Source organism: Streptomyces californicus (assembly GCF_000717645.1).
GTDB lineage: Bacteria > Actinomycetota > Actinomycetes > Streptomycetales > Streptomycetaceae > Streptomyces > Streptomyces californicus.
In genome coordinates, this window is the sequence record NZ_JNZZ01000010.1 from 96386 (window position 1) to 115683 (window position 19298).

At 74.8% G+C, this 19298-nt stretch carries 15 protein-coding genes and 1 pseudogene; 2 read left to right on the forward strand and 14 right to left on the reverse strand.

Going from position 1 to position 19298, the window contains the following annotated elements; translation table 11 throughout:
• Window positions 1–89 precede the first annotated feature (89 nt).
• From IF19_RS0115320 to pgfA, 11 genes and pseudogenes are all read right to left on the reverse strand, one after another.
• A complete protein-coding gene (locus tag IF19_RS0115320; RefSeq protein WP_030112355.1) occupies window positions 90–1388 on the reverse strand; it encodes an amidohydrolase family protein in 1299 nt (432 codons plus the stop codon).
• Between the two features lie 203 nt (window positions 1389–1591).
• Complete coding sequence (locus IF19_RS0115325) at window positions 1592–2365, reverse strand: GntR family transcriptional regulator (protein ID WP_030121032.1); 774 nt, start codon at window positions 2363–2365, stop codon at window positions 1592–1594.
• A 47-nt stretch (window positions 2366–2412) separates the two neighbouring features.
• Window positions 2413–3183 carry an FkbM family methyltransferase gene (locus tag IF19_RS0115330; RefSeq protein WP_030112358.1) on the reverse strand — a complete coding sequence of 257 codons (771 nt, stop codon included), beginning with the start codon at window positions 3181–3183 and terminating at the stop codon, window positions 2413–2415.
• Window positions 3180–3404, reverse strand: a complete 225-nt coding sequence (locus IF19_RS1000000136160; RefSeq protein ID WP_030701612.1) for a Trm112 family protein — start codon at window positions 3402–3404, stop codon at window positions 3180–3182. The genes IF19_RS0115330 and IF19_RS1000000136160 overlap by 4 nt, the downstream gene beginning before the upstream one ends.
• A 72-nt stretch (window positions 3405–3476) precedes the next feature.
• Window positions 3477–4367: pseudogene (locus tag IF19_RS0115335) on the reverse strand (hypothetical protein); the annotation flags it as partial.
• 4 nt (window positions 4368–4371) lie between these two features.
• Window positions 4372–5100, reverse strand: a complete 729-nt coding sequence (locus IF19_RS0115340; protein WP_030112360.1) for a class I SAM-dependent methyltransferase — start codon at window positions 5098–5100, stop codon at window positions 4372–4374.
• On the reverse strand, window positions 5097–6425 hold the full coding sequence (locus IF19_RS0115345) for a condensation protein (protein ID WP_030277090.1): 1329 nt from the start codon (window positions 6423–6425) through the stop codon (window positions 5097–5099). Before IF19_RS0115345 ends, IF19_RS0115340 begins: the two co-directional genes overlap by 4 nt.
• Window positions 6425–10840: an alpha-(1->3)-arabinofuranosyltransferase domain-containing protein gene (locus tag IF19_RS0115350; protein WP_030277091.1), complete on the reverse strand. Its 4416-nt coding sequence runs from the start codon at window positions 10838–10840 to the stop codon at window positions 6425–6427. The genes IF19_RS0115345 and IF19_RS0115350 overlap by 1 nt, the downstream gene beginning before the upstream one ends.
• The gene (locus IF19_RS0115355; RefSeq protein ID WP_030112368.1) at window positions 10837–11556 is read right to left on the reverse strand and encodes a class I SAM-dependent methyltransferase; all 720 of its coding nucleotides are present in this window, start codon (window positions 11554–11556) and stop codon (window positions 10837–10839) included. Before IF19_RS0115355 ends, IF19_RS0115350 begins: the two co-directional genes overlap by 4 nt.
• A complete protein-coding gene (locus IF19_RS0115360) occupies window positions 11553–12734 on the reverse strand; it encodes a glycosyltransferase family 4 protein (protein ID WP_030112369.1) in 1182 nt (393 codons plus the stop codon). Before IF19_RS0115360 ends, IF19_RS0115355 begins: the two co-directional genes overlap by 4 nt.
• A gap of 219 nt (window positions 12735–12953) precedes the next feature.
• Window positions 12954–13937 carry a cell envelope lipid trafficking protein PgfA gene (pgfA, locus tag IF19_RS0115365; RefSeq protein WP_030112370.1) on the reverse strand — a complete coding sequence of 328 codons (984 nt, stop codon included), beginning with the start codon at window positions 13935–13937 and terminating at the stop codon, window positions 12954–12956.
• Window positions 13938–14120: 183 nt separating this feature from the next.
• Between pgfA and IF19_RS1000000137660 the strand changes: the two genes are divergently transcribed.
• Window positions 14121–14273: a hypothetical protein gene (locus tag IF19_RS1000000137660; protein WP_167345078.1), complete on the forward strand. Its 153-nt coding sequence runs from the start codon at window positions 14121–14123 to the stop codon at window positions 14271–14273.
• Window positions 14270–15475, forward strand: a complete 1206-nt coding sequence (locus IF19_RS0115375) for a PucR-like N-terminal domain-containing protein (protein WP_030277098.1) — start codon at window positions 14270–14272, stop codon at window positions 15473–15475. The genes IF19_RS1000000137660 and IF19_RS0115375 overlap by 4 nt, the downstream gene beginning before the upstream one ends.
• A 248-nt stretch (window positions 15476–15723) precedes the next feature.
• Here IF19_RS0115375 and IF19_RS0115380 read toward each other — a convergent pair whose 3' ends face one another.
• Genes IF19_RS0115380 through IF19_RS0115390 form a run of 3 tightly spaced genes read right to left on the reverse strand, consistent with a single transcriptional unit; the run spans window position 15724 to window position 19294 of the window.
• Window positions 15724–16509 carry a 3-oxoacyl-ACP reductase gene (locus IF19_RS0115380; RefSeq protein WP_030112373.1) on the reverse strand — a complete coding sequence of 262 codons (786 nt, stop codon included), beginning with the start codon at window positions 16507–16509 and terminating at the stop codon, window positions 15724–15726.
• A gap of 5 nt (window positions 16510–16514) precedes the next feature.
• Window positions 16515–17897 carry an aldehyde dehydrogenase family protein gene (locus IF19_RS0115385; RefSeq protein WP_030112374.1) on the reverse strand — a complete coding sequence of 461 codons (1383 nt, stop codon included), beginning with the start codon at window positions 17895–17897 and terminating at the stop codon, window positions 16515–16517.
• A 32-nt stretch (window positions 17898–17929) separates the two neighbouring features.
• Window positions 17930–19294: a glutamine synthetase family protein gene (locus IF19_RS0115390; protein ID WP_030112375.1), complete on the reverse strand. Its 1365-nt coding sequence runs from the start codon at window positions 19292–19294 to the stop codon at window positions 17930–17932.
• Window positions 19295–19298: the final 4 nt, after the last annotated feature.

Sequence of the window (19298 nt, forward strand, 5' to 3'; positions counted from 1 at the left end):
CGAGTGCTCCTTGGGGCTGGGGAAGGCGGGGCGAAGGTGTGGGGGCGCTCCGGCGGGCCCGGTTCTGGTCCGCCGGAGCGCTCTGATGGTCAGGCCGCGGGTACCGGGAAGCCTGCTCGGACCACGTGCGCCGGGCGGCTCAGCACGCCGAGGTCGGCCAGCGGATCGCCGTCCACCACCAGGACATCGCCCGCGTGGCCCCGTGTCAGCCGACCCGCCGTGCCGGTGAACCCGAGGAGGCGCGCGGCCCCCGTGGTCGCCGTGCGGATCGCGTCCAGGGCGGAGAGCCCGGCCGCGTGCATCAGCTCCACCTCCCGGCCGATCGGATCCACCGCCCCGCCCGAGGAGTCCGTGCCCGCGGCGAGGGGGACCCCCAGCTCGTGCGCCGCGAGGACCGCGCGCTTCAGGACCGGGAGATAGGTACGGCCACGCTCCGCCAGGACCGGGTCGGAGGACTCGGCCAGCCCGGCGATGGCCGTGAGCGTCGGCGTGAAGTACGTGCCCCTGCGGCGCATTTCGCGCAGGGTGCGCTCGCCGACGAACGCCCCGTGCTCCAGCGAGCGGATGCCCGCGGTGACCGCGTCGTGGCAGCCCTTCTCGCTGTAGCTGTGGCAGAGCACCCCCTTTCCGCCGCGCCGGGCCGCCGCCACGATCGTGGAGAGCTGCTCGTGGTCGTAGACCTGGACCAGCGGGTCCTGCTCGGGCAGGCCGGCGCGCTCGTTCACCCGGGTCTTCACGGTGTCGGCCCCGCGTGCGAGGTTGATCTCGACCACCCGGCGCAGCGCCTCGGGCGACCGCACCCCGTTCCGCAGCCGGGCGAGGGGCGCGAGGTCCGGGTCGGCGAGGATCGTGTCACCGAGATCCGGGGTGACGAAGATGCCCGCAGCCCTCAGCCGGGGCGCCCGTTCCGGTGCCTGCCGGGCCAACTCCCGTACCGCGACGTCCTGGTAGAAGTTGGTCGAGCCGCTGCGCGCGCTGGTCGCGCCCTTGAGGACCGCGTCGCGGGCCTCGGCCGCCGTGTTGAGGTGGATATGGGCGTCCACCAGCCCGGGCAGCACCCACTTCCCGTGGGCCCGCAGCACCGGCACGCCGGAGGGCGCCGTCTTCCCGACACGGCTGCGGGGGCCCGCCGCGCGGACCACGCCACCGGAGATCACGACGACCGCGTCCTCGGTGACCTCGCCGGTCAGCGGATCGAGCAGCCTGCCGCCCTCCACCACCAGGTCCCCGCCCCGGGCGGAGGGCCCACCCGGCGCGGCAGGTGCGGCGGAGGCCGACGGGGCGGCCCGGGCCAGCACGGCGGAGGTGCCCGCCAGGGCGGCGGCGCCCGCGAGGACGCCCCGCCGGGTCAGTCGGCCGGACGGCGGAGGGGTGTTCTCGACGCACATGGGAGGTCTCCTCGGATCGCACGGGCATACCGGAGAGCATTTTGTATACCAGGTGCGTCGAGATTCTGGGAAGGGGTGATTCCGCTTCCTGTCCTCGCTCCGGAAGAAGAGGGAATGTGCGGGTGACGCGATGGTCTCGGCGGCGGCGCGAACGTTCTGGTATACAAAAGGTCGGATGTCGTCGGACTCGGGCGTCGTCGGACTCAGGCGTCGTCGAACAGGGAGCGCAGGGCCACGGTCCGGCTGTCCCGTACGTGCAGGAGTGTGCTCGCCGCCGCCGACTCCTCGTCGCCCTGTGCGATGTACCGGAACATGACCGCGTGCTGGGCCCGCATGTGCTCGGGCTCCTCCCGCATCCCGAACAGCAGCCGGAGCTGTCCGCCGAGCCGCTCCATCGTGCGGGCCAGCATCGGATTGCCGCTCAGGGCCACGATGTCCTCGTGGAACGCGGTGTGCGCCGCCACCTCCCGCGCCCCCTCGGGGTCGGACGCCGCCTGCTCCGCACGGTCCAGGGAGGCCCGGAGCGCGGTGACGCCCGGCGGCTCCACCGGGGCGGACCGTGCCACCCGCCGCGCGGCGAGCCGGGACGCCTGCACCGCGAGCGGCTCCCAGACCTCGTACAGGTGCTCCACGTCGGCCCGGTCCAGCCGCCGCACCCGGACCCCGCTGTGCGGCAGCAGTTCGAGGAGCCCTTCGCCGACCAGGGCGCGCAGCGCCTCGCGGACCGGGACGCGGGACATCCGCAGCTCCTCGGCGACCTCGCGCTCCACGAGCCGGGCCCCCTGGGGGTAGGTGCGGTCGGCGATCCGCTGCCGGATCGCGTCCCGGGCGCGGACACTGAGCGACGTGCGCTCCGGGGCGCCCGCCCGCTCGGCACCGTCCGGCCGCTCGCCGCCGGAGCCGTGCCCGGGGCCTCCGCCCGGGCCGCCCGGCCGTGCCCGCTCCCGTCCCGCGCTGCTGCCCGTCACGTACGCCATCCTCCGCTCGGCCCGTTCCGGCCGAGGATACGCCGGGGCGCCTGCCGTCAGGACGCCCCGGGAGTCCGGCCGTCCGGCAGGAAGAGGACCGAGTTCAGGTACCGCTCCCGGTGCGGGAGGAAAGCCCGGCGCAGCAGCCCCCGGTGGACCAGGTGCTCGGTCCGTGCCTGACGGGCCACCAGGTCGAACCCGTCGAGCGTGATCCAGCGCCGGCCCGCCAGCAGCCACCCCGCGTACCCCAGTTCCGCCAGCAGGCCGACGGCGGGTGCGATCGGGCCGAGCCGGCTCTCCAGCTCGACGAGGACCGCCGGACGGTCCCGGCGCAGCAGCTCCGCCGCGCCGAGCAGCGCCGCCCGCTCGCCCCCGTCGACGTCCATCTTCACGAAGACGACCCCGCGCAGCCCGAGCCCGTCGACGGTGATCGACGGCACCTCCAGGCAGTGCGCGTGGATGTCGCGGCGGGCCAGCGACGACACGCCCCGGTCGCCCCGGTCGCCCGCCGGGAACCACAACCGGGCGGTGCCCTCCCGGTCGGTCGCGGCCCCCTCCACCACCCGGGCGTTGGACGGGAGGGTGCGCCGCAGATGCCCGGCGAGATGCGGCACCGGCTCGACGGTCACCACCTGCTCGCAGCGGGCGGCCAGCCGCCGGGACCAGGGCCCGTACCAGCCACCGATGTCGAGGGCGACACCGTGCGGCGGGCAGAAGTCCGCCAGCCGGCGGAGCTCAGGCTCGAAACGCGGATACAGGGCGACGGCGGCCGAGCCGACGAGGCTCCCGGGCAGCCGGGACGCCACCGCCGCGGCGAACGTGGTCATCCGGCCGCGACCTCGATCCGGGCGAGCAGCCGCTCGTGGTCGTCCGCCGAGACCTTCCGCCCCGAGGACGGCAGCAACTGCGGGACGCCGTCCACGACCGGGTATCTCAGGCGCAGCCGGGGGTTGTACAGGGCCCCGCCCTCGTCCTCGGGCAGCAGCGACAGCGAGCCCTTGTCGAGCGGACAGGCCAGCAGGGCGAGAAGGGGGTCGTCGGGGGTCATCGCGGGCTCCTCGGTGTCGGGGGGAGTGGACGGGGGGGCGTCGGTCGGGTACGGGCCGGGGCGGTGGTCAGGAGGGGCGGCGGGCGGCGGGTCGTGGCGCGGCATGGCGAGCAGGACGGAGAGCGCGAGCGCGGTGCCGCCCACCCGCAGCGCCACCAGCAGCGGATCGTCGGGCAGCGACTCGCCGAACGCGAGCGTCCCGAGGACCGCCGTGAACACGCAGGTCACCGTGGTGCACACCGGCACGATGAGGGAGGCCCGGCAGCGCTGGAGCGCCGCCTGGGACATGACGAGACCGGCCACCGAGGTGAACAGCAGCAGGTACGGGTACGGGGAGCCCAGCAGCGACAGCGCCGCCTCGGCGGGACCCGCGCCGGTGGTCAGCCTGCCGGAGGTGCCCTTGATCGCCAGCGAGCTGACCCCGTACAGCAGCCCCACCGCCACCCCGTAGCCGATACCACTGGTCGGGACCCGGTGCCGCTTCGTCGCGCGGCTCTCCACCCGTACGTACAGCCAGACGCCGGCCGCCAGCGCCGGTAGGCAGACCAGCAGTACCAGCGTCCAGGGCGCTCCGCCGCTCACCACGTCCTCGCCCTCGCGCACCGAGCCCACCACCATCAGCAGCGCGAGCAGGACCCCGCCCAGGGCGTACCGTTCGCGCCCCGTCGCCTCCTCGCCCAGCACCGCCGACGACAGCAGCAGGAGCAGCACCAGACCGGAGACGAAGATCCCCTGCGCCGCGGCGATCGGCAGCGCCCGGTAGACCACGAGCTGCGCCACGAACCCGGCCGCCAGAGCCAGCGCGCCGACGATCCACAGCGGGCTGGTCGCCAGGACCCGGACGACCCGCAGCGGCCGGTCCGCCGAGAGCGCGGGCAGCGAGCCCAGAGCCCGCTTCTCCACCACGAACCCCACGCTGTACAGCGCGTTGGCGACCAGGGCCGCGCCGACACCCCACCACACGCGGCTACCTCCGCCGCGCGTGGGCCAGCAGGATGGAGGACGCGCCCGGCACCGCGCACGCCGCCCGGTCCAGCAGCCGCAGCGGACGCGGCACCCCGTGGAACGGGGCGCCCCTGACCGTAACGTCGGTGAAGCCGGACGCCGTGAGGAACGAGCGCAGCGCGCGGGCGGTGTACAGCCGCAGATGGCCGACCACCTCCGAACCGGGGCGCCCGTGGATCCCGCGCAGGCTGACCTCGGAGAACACCGGCTGCACCCCGGCGAGCAGCAGCGCCCTGTTGTACCAGGCCGCCAGGTTCGGGGTGGAGAGCATCAGATGGCCGCCGGGCCGCAGGACCCGCCGCAGCTCGTCCAACGCCTGGTCCGGGTCGACCAGATGCTCCAGGACCTCGCTGAACAGCACCGCGTCCGCGCACCCGTCGGCCAGCGGCAGCCCGCCGTGCTCCAACTCCCCGCGCACCACCGCGCCCATCCGGGGCCGGGCCCGCCGCAGCGCGTCCTGCGACCAGTCGACGCCGATCAGCCGGTGCCCGGTGAGGAGCGGGGCCGCCGTCGCCGCCGCCGTACCGTCGCCGCACCCGATGTCCAGGATCACCTGCCCCGGCGTCGTCCCCAGCGCGGCGGCCAGCAGCCGGGCCTGCCGCAGGGTGCGCCCGTCGCCCGAGGCGACGGGGACGGCCGGGTTCTCGTAGAAGTCCCGCAGGCCCTGCGGGGGAGTGGCGGTGCCGGTCATACGGTCTCCGAGGAGGTCGAGGCCAGGTGCCGGGTGAACAGCTCGCGCAGCCGCACGCCGTCCTCGTCCCCCAGCAGGGTGCGCGACCAGCGGAGCGCCAGGTGGAGCCGGCCGCCCGTGGACGCGGTGGTGAAGGTCAGCCCCCGGGGCATCCGGGCGGGCGCGGAGAACCACACGGCCGTCGCCCGGCCCGCCTCCCCGAAGTCCAGCGGGTACGGCAGCCGGCCGATGTTGCTCAGCAGCGTCGTCGAGGTCCACGGCCCTGCCAGGACCCGCAGCCCCCGGGTGGCCGCGGCCCGGACCGCCACCGGCAGCAGCGGCGCGGTCAGCAGGGAGGCGGAACGGCCCAGCGGGGGCCGGCGGACCGCCTTGAGCGCCCGGGTCCGCGCGGCGGTCGTCCGCAGCAGGGCGGCGACGTCCACGCCGGGCAGCAGCTCGGACGCCGCGAAACCGGCCTCCACCAGCCGGGTGCCGTTCCCGATGGGCATCTCGGGCCCCCGGGGGCGGTCGTCGACCGGCATGGTGATCCGCAGCGGCCGGCGGTCGGCCCCCGGCGCCCCCTGCGTCCGGTTCCAGTCGGCCACCGTCAGCGCGGTCGCCACCATCAGCTGGTCGTTCACCGTGTACGGAGCACCGGACTCCCGGCGGGGCACCGGGAGTTCGGCCAGCAGCAGGGAGTTGCCGGGCACCGCCCCGGGCCCCGGCGAACCCGCCGCGATCCGGACGGGACGCGCCGCCGACGCGGCCGGGGACCCCCCTGAGGACGGCGCGGACGCCGGGCGTGCAGGGGCCGGGGCGGCCGGTGTGCGACACACGCCGTAGACCTCGGCGGCCGTCGCCGCCAGCCGCATGCACGCCGGGCCGTCCAAGGCCGTGTGGTGGAGGGTGAACACCAGCACGCAGCCGTCCGTCCCCGGTTCCCGGACCACCTCCAGCCGCAGCGGCGGTGACGCCGTCAGCGGCGGGGCGACCGCCAGCGCCCGCGTCCGGGCCCGGTCCAGCGCCCCGGGCTCCGGCGGCGGGAAGGAGAGCGGGTCCACGTCGGCGGCGCCGGTCAGCTCCCACTCGTAGCGCCGGGCGAGCGGTCCCCGGGGCCGCTCCCGCATCAGCGCCCGGGGGTGCCGCGCGAGCGCCTCGGCGAACGCGGCGCGCAACCGCCCCTCGTCCACCGCGCCCGGCAGATGGATCTCGATGTGCACCGTGTTCGGCTCGGCGTCCTGGGCGCAGTGCCGGGCCACCTCGTCCACGACCGGGAACGGCACCCGGTCCACCGCTCCGGGCCGGGGCGCGCCGCCCCGGGCCCGGGTGTGCCGCGCGGTCGCCATCAGCCGCCCCCGCCGGGGTGCGCCGGGGGCCGGCCACCGCCGGGGGGCGGCGCGGGGTCCGTACCGTCGTCCCCGCCGCCCGGTCCCGAGGCGTGCCCGCCGCCCGTCGCGGAGCCGTATCCGTGTCCGCCGCCGGGCGCGGGCGGCGGGGCGCCCTGCGGGCGCTTCGGATCGGTGGAGACGGTCCGTCCCGAGACGGAGGCCGCCCGCGCCGCGACCGTGGGAGCCTCCTCGCCCGCCGCGCCGGGCGCGCCGCCGCCCCGGTCCCCGGCGGCCCGCTTGCCGAGCGGGCCGCGTCCGGCCGTGACCAGTGCGGCGAACAGGCCGATCAGTGCGAGGAGTTGGGCGCTCGCGCTGAAAGCTCCCTCGCCCGCCGCCGTGGTCTCCCCGGTGCCCACCGCCGCGACGACGCCCGCCGCGGCCATCGCCGCGAACGCGACCGGCGCGAGGAGCCGGGGCCGCAGGTGGGCCACCACGGCGAGGACCGGCACCGCCAGGGCCACGGGCCCCGCGATCACCACCCCCACCAGGGTGAGCGCCACCGTGCCGAGGACCGGGCCGGGACCCGGCGGCACCGACCGCCCCTCGGCCGCGTACGGCTCCGCGTCCCGCCGCCGCCCAAAGGCGAGCCCCGCCAGCACCAGGAGCAGCACCCCGGCGCCGATGAGCCCCACCTGGTAGATCCGGGCCGGCTCGTACTCCAGGGTGACCGTGCCGCCCTCGCCCTCCGGGACCAGGAACGCCTGCTGCCAGCCGTCGATCCGCAGCGGCGCCAGCTCCTTCCCGTCCAGCGTGGCCTTCCATCCCTCGTTGTGGTTCTCGTGGATCTGCAGATAGGACGCCTCGCCCGCGCCGACGGAGACGGTGCGCCGGTCGCCGTCGCCCCGCACCGACTCCACCGGCCGGGGCGTGGCCGCGGCCCCGGAGTCGCCGGTGCCCAGCGTGACGTCGGTGATCACGAGCGGGCCCGCGTCCCCGGCCTCGACGGTGGTGGACGTGGCGGCCAGCTCCACCGTGCCGCCCTTCGTGCAGGGCGTCACCTCGATCGGACGGCGCTGCGTCAGATCCCGTACCAGGCCCTCGGCCCGGGTCTCCAGGAACGTGCCGCCGACTGACAGCACCGGGCCCTTACCGCAGGGCAGCTCGAAGGCCGTGCCGGGCTTCGGCTGCGGCGTGCGGTACTCCTCCAGCGCCGGGATGTGGATCTCGCTCAGCCCGACCGGCAGCTGCAACCGGTCGTCGGCCACCGGGTTGTGGACCGTCAGCGGAGCCTGCCGCGAGATGGTGATGTCCAGCCGGTCGGTCCTGATCGGGGAGAAGCGGGCCATCCCGTTCTCGTCCACGGCGGCCACCGCCGTCCCGTCCGGCGAGCTGATCTGCACCTGTTCGGGACGGGTGGAGAGCCCGCCCGCCGCGGCGAAGACGATCTCCCCGACCTCCTTCTTCTCCGGCCACGACAGATGCAGGACGGGGCGTTCGCCCGCGATCCACGCCGTGGTCAGGTCCCCGTCGGTCAGATTGCGCGCGCTGAGGCCGGTGCCGAGCCGCGCCGTGGAGTCTGCGCTCACCTCGATCCGGTCCCGCTCGCCCGTCAGCTCGAACAGCAGCTTGTCCAAGGCGTCGCCGGGCACCGGCACCGCGCTCGCCGAGAGCCGGTACGCGCCCGGCTCGCGCGGGGTGAACTGCCGGTGCAGGCCCACCTCGGCCGCCACCGACGACAGTCCGCCCGGGTCGCTGCCCCGCCGCAGCGAGTAGACCGTCGAGTCGGCCCCCTCACGCGGCGCGTCGGACGGCAGCTCCAGCATCCGGGTCACCCGCACCCCGGGGATCGCGATGTCGGTGAACCCCGCGCCCGTCAGCCCCGGCCGCCCCTGCTGGGACTCCAGGATCGTCACCTTCAGCCAGGCCGCCCGCCCCACGGGCGCGGCCACCGTCTGCGCGGAGCCGTCGGGCCGCAGCGGGCTGTCCGCGGAGCCCTGGTCGGTCTCGACCCGCACCACGGTCGGCGCGGCCCGCACGTCGGCGCTCGGCAGCGGAGTCACCTGGAGCGAGCCCGGGACGTCCGTGGGGCCCGTGAAGTCGATCCGCACCCACTCGTTCTCGGGCGAGCCGGGCGACCCCTCCGCCCAGCCGGTCTCCGGGTCGCCGTCGAAGGCGTTGACCGGGTCGTACTGCGGCAGATGGAACAGCCAGTTGCCCACCGAGGAGGCGCTGACCCCCTTCGCGCCCCGCAGCACGGCCGTCGTCTGGTGCTCCGTACCGGCCGACGGCAGGATCTGCCGGGGAGCGCGGCCCGGGTCCTGCGCTGCCTGCGCGGCGTTGCGCTCGTCGGCGGTGTACGTGTACGAGGTGTTGGAGTTGACCAGCCCGAACCGGGTGTCGGCGCGCCGCAGCCCGTCGCCCGCCGCGTACAGCGACGGCCGCCCCAGGCCCGGGTGCGCGTCACCGGCCAGCACGGCCGGCCGTCCTTCCAGCGCCCCGCCCGCCGACAGCGGCAGCAGCGACTCCGGCCCGCCGGACACGACGGCCGTCGCGGCCACCGGCGCGGTGCCCGCCCGCCCCGGGCGCTCCGTCCCGGCGGGCGGCGCGTAGATCTCCACGGCCCGCTGCCGGGGGTAGAGCCCCTCGACCTGCACGGGGGTGTCCGCCGCGATGCGGCCGCCGGTCATCACGGGGCCGAAGCCGGTGACCCGCCGGTACCCGGACGCCTCCAGCGTGCGCTTCACCGTCGCCGTCGGGACGTAACCGAGCTGGTCGGGGTCCAGATCGTTGCGGACCACCACGTGGTGCAGCCCGGCCCGGTTCAGGAACCGGCTCAGCCCGGGCACTTCGCCGCCCGTCGTCAGGGCCTGCTCGACCGCGTCCATCGCCCGCCGGTTGCCCGGCGTGCCGAAGGGCACGTAGTCCCGCTGCCCCCACGGCGAGTCCGCCAGCACGTCGAGCGGCTGGTCGATGGGGGAGCCCCAGGTGTAGAGGCCGTGCGCGGTCGCGGGGACCACCAGGGCCCGGTCGTCGGGCGCGTTCTTCTCCAGCCACTCACCGGTGGTCTCCCAGTACGCGGGCAGCCTCTCGAACGAACCCGGCTGCAGGATCGAGCCGTTGACGTACGGCCAGACGAGCCCCGGCAGCACGATCACGGCGGCGGCCAGCGGAGCCAGCCGGCCCGACCGGGGCGCGCCCCGTCCGCCGCGCGCCGCGGCGGCGGCCGAAGCCACCGCCGTCAGATGCGCGAGCCCCAGCGCCAGGGCGAGCGCCACGCCCGTCTGGAACTTGTAGATGTTGCGGAACGGCACCAGCCACCCGTCCAGCCAGCTCTGGACGGTCCCGTGGAACAGCCCGCCCAGCGCACCGCCGTACCCGGCGAGCGTGACCAGCGCGACGCACAGCACCGTCAGCACCAGCCAGCGGCGCTCGGGCAGATCGCGCCGGGCCAGCCCCGCCAGCCCCAGAGCGGCGGCGAGCGCCGACCCGAGGACGGTGACGGCCGCCGTGGCGACGGTCCAGCCGGCGGGCAGCCACGCCTCGCCGAAGTTCAGATAGCCCACCCAGTTGCCGCCGCCGCGCAGCATCTCCGTCGCCGACATGGTCGTCGTCGTGGTGTACGAGGACTCCACGTACGGCATGAAGTTCTCGCCGAACGTCCCGAGCAGCAGCAGCGGAACGATCCACCAGGCGGTCGCCAGGACCACGCCCGGGATCCACCACGCCAGCAGCGCGCGCTTGCGCGGACCGCCCGGCCGGGACAGCAGGTACAGCCCGACCGGCAGCAGCGAGGCCAGTGTGGAGGCGGCGTTGACCCCGCCCATCAGCGGGATCAGCAGCGCCGACCGCGCGGCCGCCGGCCTCGGCGCCAGACGCGGGTCCGTCAGCGGCAGCAGCACCCACGGCAGCAGCGCTCCCGGCAGGGCCGCCGCCGAGGTCGAGCCCACGACGATCGTGAACGTCGGCCACAGCCCGTACACCGCGGCGCCCAGCAGCCGGGTCGCCGGGGAACCGACGGCCAGCCGCTCCGCCAGCCGCAGCGCGCCCCAGAACGCCGTCGCCACGATCAGCGACAGCCAGAGCCGCTCCGCGAGCCACACCGGTACGTTCAGCAGGTCGGCGGCCCCGTAGTACGGCAGCATCGGGACGGCGTAGCCCACGTACTGGTCGGCGATCCCGCCGAACCCGGCCCGGCTGTGCCACAGTTCGCCCAGATCGCTCAGGAAGCGCCACGGGTCCACGACGACGCCGAGCTTGGTGTCGAACGTCATCCGCCCCGGGGACACCGCGAGGAACGCCGCGAACACGGCGGCCCAGAAGCCCAGCAGCCACCGCCGGGAGCGCGGCGGGGGCGGGCCGGCGGCCGAGCCGGGCTCCACGGGGCCCGTGCCCCCCGGGGCCGTGGACCGGGGTGGGAGGACAGCGCTGGTCATGAACACCGCCGGAGAATGAGGAGGAGGTTCCAGGTGGCGAACTCCCGCAGGAGGGGGATCCGCGGCACGAGCTGGGGGAGGACGGGCCAGTAGCGCGACCGCGCGGAGAGCACCGCCACGTCGGAGCGGCCCCGGACGTGGCGCAGCGTCTCGCCGACGCCGATCGCGAACAGGTTCTCGCCGAGCCGGTGCTTGGCGGGCCTCCCGGTGCGCCGCTCGTAGCGGCGCCGGGCGCGGTCGGCGCCGAAGTAGTGCCAGGGCGCCCACTCGTGGCCGCCCCACGGGGAGAGCCAGTTGGTGTACGAGACGTAGATGAGGCCGCCGGGGCGGGTCACCCGCGCCATCTCGCCGAGGAAGGTGTGCGGATCGGCGACGTGCTCCAGCACGTTGGAGGAGAAGCAGACGTCGGCCGCGCCGTCGGCGAGCGGCAGCAGATAGCCGTCGGCGACGACGGTGTCCGCGCGCTGCCCGGGGCCGATCTCCGCCGGATCCGGCTCGAAGAGGTAGCCCTGGGCGCCGCGCCGCCGGAACTCCCGGGTGAAGTAGCCGTCGCCGCCGCCGACGTCCACGACGACCTTGCCCCGGAGCGGGGTGTGCCGTTCGACCTGGTCGGCCGCGTCCCGGGCGAGGAGGGTGTACGCGGTGGCGGGGTCGGCCCCCTCGCGCAGGAAGGCGCGGAACAGGGCGGCCGACCGCCGGAACGAGGGGTCCTTCACGCGCTCGCGCCCATCGCCGGGGCCTTCGCGCCGGCCGGCGCAGCGGCCGTCGCCTCGGCGGCCACCGCGGCGAACCGGCGCACGCTGGAGGCCCACCGGTACTCGGCGGCGCGCTCGCGGGCCGCCCTGCCCATCGCCTCGCGCCGCCCGTCGTCCAGCGCCAGCGCGCACCAGGCGGCGGCGAAGGAGGACGCGCCCCGCGCGAGGACGCCGGTGACCCCGTCCTCGACGGAGTCGCGCAGCCCCGGCACGTCGAAGCCGAGGGTCGGCGTGGACCGGGCCGCCGCCTCCGTGACGACGAGCCCCCAGCCCTCCACGGCCGCCGGGTGCAGCAGCAGCCAGGAGGCGCACAGCAGCCGGTGCTTCTCCGCCTCGGTCACATGACCGGCGAACTCCACGCCAGGACCGGCCAGTTGCTCCAACCGGGCGCGCTCGGGGCCGTCGCCGACGATGACGAGCCGGCCGCCCGTGACCGGCCGGACCCGCTCCCAGAGCTGGAGCAGCAGATCGATGCGCTTGTAGTCGACGAGCCGGCCCAGCGCCACGAACAGCGGCGTGGCGGAGCGCTCGCCCTGCGGGGCGGGCTCCCGCACCCCGTTGTGCACCACCCTGATCCGGCTGGCGGGGACGCCCAGTTCGCGCAGGGCGCCCGCCGTGGACGGGGAGACCGCGATCATCAGGTGGTCGCGGTAGGCGCGGGAGAGCGCCCAGTGTTCGAGCCTGCGCCCGGCACGGGCCACGGGCGCCGGGAACCGCATGTCCCACAGGTCGGTGTGCACGTGGTTGACCAGGCAGACCGTCGGCCCCCGGTGCCAGAGCGGAGCCAGGTACGGCATGCCGTTGCAGACCTCGACGAGCAGGTCGCACGAGCCGATGTGCCGGGCGAACGCGGACCGCGCGCCGACGTAGTGCCCCAGCGCGGAGCCCGCCGACACGACCCGGTAGGGCCGGCGGGCGGCCCGCCCGCCGCAGAGCAGCGTGACGTCGTGGCCCTGCTCGGTGAGACCGAGGGCGAGCTGGTCGACCAGCAGCTCGGAGCCGCCGGCGGCCGGGTTGCCCAGGTCGCGGTGGGCGAGGAAGACGATCCGCCCGGGGGCCCCGGGGATCCGGGACGGTGCCGGGCCCTGATCCGGGTGGGGGGCGGCGTCGAACAGTGGGGGAGATACGTGCTGGGGCATGCGTGCTCCAACTCGGCTCAAGGTAGGGGGAAGCGGCCCACGGGGGGCGGGGCCGTACGGAAGGGAGGGTGGGGCTCGGGGTGGGGAAGAGGGCCGGGCGACAGAAGAGGGAGAACGACGGGCAGGGACGAGACCGGGGGCCGTGCTCTGGTGGGGATAGACAGTTTTGGGCACCGGTACGCCCCCGGCTACTCACCGGTGCAACAACTTGCCGGTGACTCAGGCGCGCGGAATCGTCACCATGTGAGTGTTCTCCTCGTCCGGCTCCGGTCGGCGGCCCCGGACGAGGAGAACGACGCCCGCGAGGGCGAGCACACCGCCCACCGACGCCGCCCCGGCCGGAGCGGCCGTACCGAGCAGCGCCAGCCGGTCGCTGTCCGCCGACGCCAGCTCGACCTGCTCGCGCTGGGTCTCCTCGGTGAACTCCACCCGCCCGCTCTCCAGCAGCACCACGGCGTCCTTCTTCGAACCCGGGGCGCGCAGCGTCTTCTTCGGGCCGATCGCCGCGTTGATGATGCGGCCGGTCCGCCGGTCCACGACCAGCTCGATGCCGCTGTTGGAATACCACTCCTCGGCCAGCACCTGAGGCGTCTTCTTCCGGCCCACGAGGACCCCCGGCACCTGGCGGACCCCGGTCCTGGCCGGCTCCACCTCGCCCGTGAAGAGGTAGCCGGAGTAGCCCTGGACCTCGCGCTCCCCGGCGTACGCGAGGCGCACCACACCGCCGAGCGTGCTGTCCCACCAGCGGTAGGAGCGCCGCTCCACGTCGAAGGGGAACTTGAGGTACGCCTCCCCGTCGAAGGTCGGGGACTCCTCGCAGCAGTGGACCGGTTCGTTGGTGGAGCGGTCGGTCACCCACCGCTCCAGCGTCCACTGGAGGGCGTCACGCGGGTCCGACGCGGGCAGGGTGCCGTCGTGGTCGACCGAGGTGGACACGTCCCACACGGCGTTGCCGCTCTTCTCGCTGTCGGCCACGTCACCGCGCACCCGCCGGGTGATGGTGATCGTCCGGTCCTCGACCGTCTCCACCTCGGAGGTGTCGAAGTAGCTGCCGGTCCCCGTGAAGACGGTGGTGGCGTCGGTGTCGATGGGGGTGCGCTTGGCGTGCGGCTGGACGTAGTGGACGAGCAGCGGAGCCAGTACGAGCAGGAAGACTCCCGCCCCCAGCAGGACAAGCGACAGGGGTGAAGCATTGCGGCGCATCCGGGCACTCCTGGGTCGAATCTCTTCGCGGAGGTGCACGGGCCCCGGGCCGGTCAGCCCTTGATTGGCGTGAACAGTAAGCAAAGCCTTGACGGAATGTCAATGTGCTGTCGACACTGTGTCCGAGCCGGAGGGCCGGGCTGAAGGGGTGGGGACCGTCTTCAGCGAGGAGCTGACCCGACCATGCGCAGAATCGTCGCCGCCGCAGTCACCGCCCTGGTGGCCGCCACGCTCGCCGTGGGCGCTGCAGTCGGTGCCGTGGCACTGCTCGACGCCACTCCCGACCAGCCCAACACCCCTCTGATCAGCTATGACACCTCCCCGGCGGCTCCATGACCCGCCCGGCCTGGCAGGACGTCCCCCGCTCCAACCTCGACCGCTTCGAGGAGATCGCCCGGTCCGAGGCGCCGGAACTCGCCCACACGATCCTCTTCCAGATCCGCCGGGAGTACCCCTATCTGCACCTGGTCGAGGACGAGTCCGGTGAACCGCTGGCCCTGGTCGGCATCCGCCGCGCCATCGAGGGCTTCGTCAGCAACCTCACCGCCGGCGCCCATCCGCGCGTACCGCCGGAGATGTTCCAGGAGTTCGGCCGGGGCGAGGGGCTGGAAGGCCGCAGCCTCGACGCGCTCCAGGCCATCTACCGCCTCGGCGTCCGGCTCACCTGGCGCAGGCTCGCCGAGATCGGCCAGCAGGCCGACATCCCCGCGCCCGCCATGTACGAACTGGCTGAATCGGGGTTCGAGTACCTGGACGGGCTGGTGGAGCAGTCGGTACGGGGCTACGCCGAGGCTGCGGCCCGGCGCGCCAGCGAACGGCTGCGCCTGCAGCGTCAGTTGATCGAGCTCCTGCTGATGGAGCACCGGGGTGACGTCTCCATGACCCTGGCCGAGCGGGCCGCCCGCATCGGCTGGGAGCTGCCGGAGACGATCGCGGTGGGCGTGCTGATGCGCCCGGCGCGCGAGGCGGTGGCCCCGGCGGTGGGCCAGGGCGTCCTGCTGGAGATGGAGAGCGAGCAGCCGCGCATGGTCATCCCGGAGCCGGAGACCGCCGGGAGGGCGGAGACCCTGCGGCGGGCGACGGCCGGCTGGTCCGGGGCGATCGGCCCGCCGGTCCCGCTGGCCGCCGCGGCGACCTCGCTGCGCTGGGCGGAGACCGCCGTCCAGCTGATCAAGAAGGGGCTGCTGCCGCAGGGCGAGGTGCTGTACTGCACCGAGCGGACGGAGGAGCTGCTCCTGCTGCCCGCCGAGGACCTGATCGACGCCGCCGCCCGGCGCTGCCTCGCCCCGCTCGACGGCCTCAGCGCCACCCAGTCGCGCCGGCTGGCCGAAACCCTGCTCGCCTGGATCGAGACCCCCGGCGGCGCGCCCGAGGTGGCCGCCCGGCTCGGTGTCCACCCGCAGACGGCGCGCTACCGGCTGCGGCAGATCCGCGAGCTGTGGGGCGACGCCATCGACGAGGCGGACCAGCGCTTCGAGATGCTGCTGGTGCTGCGCGCCCTGCGGCTGCGGGGCGACCTCGCCCCGGCCCAGGACTGAACCGTACGCCGGGCCCCGGGGCCGAGACCGTGCGCCGTACGCCGGGCCCCGGGCCCCGGGCCCCGGGCCGAGACTGTACGCCGGGCCCCGGGCCGAGACCGTGCGCCGGGCCTGGGCCCGGGGTCGACGCCGTACGCCGGGCCGGGACCGGGCCGCGTACGCCGGGCCCCCGGCCGGGACGGGCTCCGTACGCCGGAGTCCGGGTCCGGGAGCGGGTGCCGCGGACCCGGGGCGCCCGGCGGACGGGATCAGACGGGGGTGACGTAGGCCCCGGCGATCCCGCCGTCGACCAGGAAGTCCGTGGCGTTCACGAACGACGAGTCGTCGCTCGCCAGGAACGCCACGGCGGCCGCGATCTCCGTCGGCTCGGCGAACCGGCCGACCGGGATGTGGATCAGCCGCCGGGCCGCCCGCTCCGGGTCCTTGGCGAACAGCTCCTGGAGCAGCGGGGTGTTGACCGGCCCGGGGCACAGCGCGTTGACCCGGATCCCGTCGCGCGCGAACTGCACGCCCAGCTCGCGCGACATCGCCAGCACCCCGCCCTTGGACGCGGTGTACGAGATCTGCGAGGTGGCCGCGCCCATCCGGGCCACGAACGAGGCCGTGTTGATGATCGATCCCTTGCCCTGGGCGCGCATGTAGGGGATGGCCGCCTTGCAGCAGAGGTAGACGGAGGTCAGGTTGACCTCCTGCACCCGCTTCCACGCCTCCAGGCCGGTCTCCAGGATGGAGTCGTCGTCGGGCGGCGAGATCCCCGCGTTGTTGAACGCGATGTCGACCGAGCCGTAGGTGTCGAACGCGGCCTTGAAGAGGGCCTCCACCTGCTCGGCGTCGGTGACGTCGGTACGGACGAAGATCCCGGCGGCCTCCTCGGCGGCGGCCTTGCCGCGCTCCTCGTCCACATCGGCGCAGACGACGTGGGCGCCCTCGGCGGACAGCCGCCGGACCGTGGCCAGGCCGATGCCGCTGCCCGCCCCGGTGACGACGGCGGTGCGGCCGACCAGGCGGCGGCAGACGGGGGAAGTGTCGGTCATGGTGCTCATGCCTCCGTGCTGATGAAAACGTTCTTGGTCTCGGTGAAGGCGGCCAGGGCGTCCGGGCCGAGCTCGCGGCCCAGACCCGACTGCTTGTAGCCGCCGAAGGGGGTCGAATAGCGCACGCTGGAGTGCGAGTTGACGGAGAGGTTGCCGGCCCGCAGCCCCTGGCTCACGCGCAGCGCGCGGCCCACGTCCCGGGTCCAGACGGAGCCGGAGAGCCCGTAGTCGGTGGCGTCGGCGAGATGCAGCGCGTCCGCCTCGTCCTCGAACGGCAGGACCACCGCGACCGGCCCGAAGACCTCCTCCACGGCCACCGGCGCGTCGGGCGCGACCCCGGTGAGGACGGTCGGCGGGTACCAGAACCCGGGGCCCTCCGGCGCCGTACCCAGGATCGCCCGTACGCCGTCGGCCTCCCGGCCGCCGTCGACGAGTGCGCGCACCCGCTCCCGCTGGACCGCCGAGATCAGCGGTCCCATCTGCGTCTTCTCGTCGGCAGGGTCGCCCACCACCACGGCGGACAGGGCCGGGACGAGCAGGTCGAGGAACCGGTCGTACACGGACCGCTCGACCAGGATCCGGGTCCGGGCGCAGCAGTCCTGGCCGGCGTTGTCCAGGAAGGACATCGGGGCGGCGGCGGCCGCGGCCTCCACGTCCGCGTCGGCGAAGACGATGTTGGGGCTCTTGCCGCCCAGCTCCAGGGTGACCCGCTTCACCCGCTCCGCGCAGCGCGCCATGATGTGCTTGCCGGTCCGGGTGGAGCCGGTGAACACGATCTTCGCGACGCCCGGGTGCTCGACCAGGGCGCTTCCGGCCACCGGGCCCTCGCCGGGCAGCACCTGGAACAGGCCCTCGGGAAGCCCGGAGGCCAGGGCGAGTTCGGCCAGCCGGAGGGCGGTCAGCGGGGTCGTCTCGGCGGGCTTGAGGAGGACGGCGTTGCCCGCCGCCAGCGCCGGGGCGAGCCCCCAGGCCGCGATGGGCATCGGGAAGTTCCACGGGGCGATGACCCCGACGACGCCGAGCGGCTCCAGGATCGTGAAGTCGATGCCGCCCGCCACCGGGATCTGCCGGCCCAGCAGCCGTTCGGCGCCCCCCGCGGCGTAGTCGAGGAGGTCGCGGACGTTGCCCGCCTCCCAGCGGGCGTTGCCGACGGTGTGGCCGGCCTCCCGCACCTCCAACTGGGCCAGCTCCTCGACGTGTTCGTCGACGACAGCGGCGAAGCGGCGCAGCAGGCGGGCCCGGTCGGCGGGCGCCGCGGCGGCCCAGGAGCGCTGGGCGGTGGCCGCCCGGCGGACGGCGGCGTCGACGTCGGCGGCGGTGGCGGCCGGGACGGTGGCGATGACCTCGGCGGTGGCCGGGGCGATGACGTCCAGGGTGGGTTGTGACACGTACGAACCCCGATCAGGGAAGCGGGTGGTGGTCAGAGGCGTTCGAAGGAGCGGCGCAGCTCCCAGTCGGTCACCGCGGCGTCGTAGGCGGCCAGTTCGACGCGGGCCATGTTCAGGTAGTGCGCGACGACCTCCTCGCCGAACGCCTCCTCGGCGATGGGGCTGGCCTCCCACAGCTCGGCGGCCTCGCGCAGCGTCGTCGGCACCTGGTCGTAGCCGGCGGTGTACGCGTTGCCGGTACAGGCGTCGGGCAGTTCCAGCCGGTGCTCGACGCCGTGCAGTCCGGCGGCGACCAGTCCGGCGACGGCCAGATGGGGGTTGACGTCACCGCCCGGCAGCCGGTTCTCCAGGCGCATCGAGGGCCCGTGGCCGACGACCCGCAGCGCGCAGGTGCGGTTGTCGACGCCCCAGGCGACGGCGGTCGGCGCGAAGGAGCCCGGCTGGAAGCGTTTGTAGGAGTTGATGTTCGGCGCGTAGAGGAGGGAGAAGTCGCGCAGGGCGGCGAGCTGGCCGGCCAGGAAATGGCGCATCAGCTCGGACATGCCGTCCGGCCCGTCGCCGGCCATCAGGTTCGCGCCGTCCGCGTCCGTGAGCGAGAGGTGGATGTGGCAGGAGTTGCCCTCGCGCTCGTCGTACTTGGCCATGAAGGTGAGCGAGACGCCCTCCTGGGAGGCGATCTCCTTGGCCCCCGTCTTGTAGACGGCGTGCTGGTCGCAGGTGGTCAGCGCCTCGTCGTAGCGGAAGACGATCTCGTGCTGGCCGGGGTTGCACTCGCCCTTGGCGGACTCGACGGTCAGCCCCGCCCGCTGCATCTCGTTGCGGATGCGGCGCAGCAGCGGCTCGATCCGGCCGGTGCCGAGGATCGAGTAGTCGATGTTGTACTGGTTGGCCGGGGTCAGCCCGCGGTAGTCGCGGTCCCAGGCCTCCTCGTAGCTGTCCCGGAAGACGATGAACTCCAGCTCCGTGCCGACCTGCGCCGTCCAGCCGCGCTCGGCCAGCCGGTCGAGCTGGCGGCGCAGGATCTGGCGGGGTGCGGCCACCACCGGGCTGCCGTCGTGCCAGGCGAGATCCGCGATCAGCAGCGCGGTGCCCTCGTGCCAGGGGATGGGCCGCAGGGTGGCGGTGTCGGGGACCATGCCGAAGTCGCCGTAGCCGTTCTCCCACGAGGACATCGCGTAGCCGTCGACGGTCTGCATCTCGGTGTCCACGGCCAGCAGGTAGTTGCAGCCCTCGGAGCCGTGCTCCAGCACCTCGTCGAGGAAGAACCCGGCCGCGAACCGCTTGCCCTGCAACCGGCCCTGCATGTCGGGGAAGGCCAGCACCACGGTGTCTATCGACCCGTCCGCGACACGGGCGCGCAGCTCGTCGAGGGCGAGCGGGGGTGTGCGGTCTGCCACGGGA

Coding starts and splice junctions, on each gene's coding strand:
- IF19_RS0115380 (WP_030112373.1), bottom strand. CDS start 16,509: ATGACCGACACTTCCCCCGTCTGCCGCCGCCTGGTCGGCCGCACCGCC.
- IF19_RS0115320 (WP_030112355.1), bottom strand. CDS start 1,388: ATGTGCGTCGAGAACACCCCTCCGCCGTCCGGCCGACTGACCCGGCGG.
- pgfA (WP_030112370.1), bottom strand. CDS start 13,937: ATGCGCCGCAATGCTTCACCCCTGTCGCTTGTCCTGCTGGGGGCGGGA.
- IF19_RS0115325 (WP_030121032.1), bottom strand. CDS start 2,365: ATGGCGTACGTGACGGGCAGCAGCGCGGGACGGGAGCGGGCACGGCCG.
- IF19_RS0115375 (WP_030277098.1), top strand. CDS start 14,270: ATGACCCGCCCGGCCTGGCAGGACGTCCCCCGCTCCAACCTCGACCGC.
- IF19_RS1000000137660 (WP_167345078.1), top strand. CDS start 14,121: ATGCGCAGAATCGTCGCCGCCGCAGTCACCGCCCTGGTGGCCGCCACG.
- IF19_RS0115330 (WP_030112358.1), bottom strand. CDS start 3,183: ATGACCACGTTCGCCGCGGCGGTGGCGTCCCGGCTGCCCGGGAGCCTC.
- IF19_RS0115345 (WP_030277090.1), bottom strand. CDS start 6,425: ATGGCGACCGCGCGGCACACCCGGGCCCGGGGCGGCGCGCCCCGGCCC.
- IF19_RS1000000136160 (WP_030701612.1), bottom strand. CDS start 3,404: ATGACCCCCGACGACCCCCTTCTCGCCCTGCTGGCCTGTCCGCTCGAC.
- IF19_RS0115350 (WP_030277091.1), bottom strand. CDS start 10,840: ATGACCAGCGCTGTCCTCCCACCCCGGTCCACGGCCCCGGGGGGCACG.
- IF19_RS0115360 (WP_030112369.1), bottom strand. CDS start 12,734: ATGCCCCAGCACGTATCTCCCCCACTGTTCGACGCCGCCCCCCACCCG.
- IF19_RS0115340 (WP_030112360.1), bottom strand. CDS start 5,100: ATGACCGGCACCGCCACTCCCCCGCAGGGCCTGCGGGACTTCTACGAG.